2 protein-coding genes and 1 pseudogene are annotated in these 984 nt (G+C 46.5%); 2 read left to right on the forward strand and 1 reads right to left on the reverse strand.

Translation table 11 applies throughout. From position 1 onward, the window contains the following. Together R7E78_RS24820 and R7E78_RS31245 are read left to right on the forward strand one after the other, a co-directional pair. Positions 1-176 (forward strand): succinate dehydrogenase assembly factor 2 (locus R7E78_RS24820; RefSeq protein WP_318058434.1); only part of this gene is annotated, 176 nt, incomplete at its 5' end. Continuing rightward, the gene (locus tag R7E78_RS31245; protein WP_411913766.1) at positions 148-570 is read left to right on the forward strand and encodes a protein YgfX; all 423 of its coding nucleotides are present in this window, start codon (positions 148-150) and stop codon (positions 568-570) included. The genes R7E78_RS24820 and R7E78_RS31245, both read left to right, overlap by 29 nt. 18 nt (positions 571-588) lie before the next feature. Here the strand turns inward: R7E78_RS31245 and R7E78_RS24825 are convergent. Beyond that, a pseudogene (locus R7E78_RS24825) lies at positions 589-984 on the reverse strand (L-aspartate oxidase); the annotation flags it as partial.

A 984-nucleotide genomic window follows, 5' to 3' on the forward strand; every position in this document is an offset into this window, starting at 1 on the left:
TTGAAGAGTGCTTTGATGCGCTGAACGAACAAGAACAGCGTGACTTTGTTTCTCTGCTTGAATGTGATGATCCAGATCTGTTCACTTGGGTGATGGGACATGGTCGTAGCGAGAACCTAGGCCACGCAGCAATGGTTGATAAAATTGTTGCCCACAACCTCAGCAAAGTTCGTTAATCTTAACGTATCTTCCTCAATTACGGCTCAAGTCAGCAATCTGACCGTTTTCTTAAGCTTGACTTGGGCCGTGTCGCTTTCCGACATTCCGCTCGTATTATCGACTTATTTGTTATTACTGATTGCTCGCAAGCTACGTGATCCAGGCTTTGTCCTTTTGTCGAGTCAAGGGCATTGGTATGTGCACAGCGACGGCACGGTAAAAAATGAAACGAGTAATTCGCATATCAAACACGTCAACCTGACGACGCTGCCTTTTAAACTCTCCTTTACGCTAGAGTCGGGTGAAATGGTGACGATTTGGCGAGACAGTTGTGATGAACGGTGCTATCGGCAACTTTCCTTGATTTTACGTCAATGGAAAATGAAACAGGGAGCCAAAGCTCCCTGTTGATAAGCGTTACATTCGATATTAATTATCGGTTAACTGCTTTGCTGGTACCAGAATTGTCGGGCCGCTGTTTTCCAGTTGATTTGGGTAATCAAGCGTGTAGTGCAGGCCGCGGCTCTCTTTACGCTGCATTGCACAGCGAACCATAAGCTCTGCAACTTGCAGTAGATTACGCAGCTCCAACAAGTTATTAGATACGCGGAAGTTACTGTAGTACTCATGCGTTTCTTGTTGTAGCAGTTGAATGCGGCGCAATGCACGCTCTAAGCGCTTATCGGTACGCACAATGCCCATGTAGTCCCACATGAACAGGCGAAGTTCGTGCCAGTTGTGTTGAATAATAACTTCTTCATCGCTGTTGGTGACTTGGCTTTCATCCCAACATGGAACACGCCAAGGGAAAGAGAGTGGATCCCC

It is taken from the genome of Vibrio sp. YT-19(2023) (genome assembly GCF_033337395.1).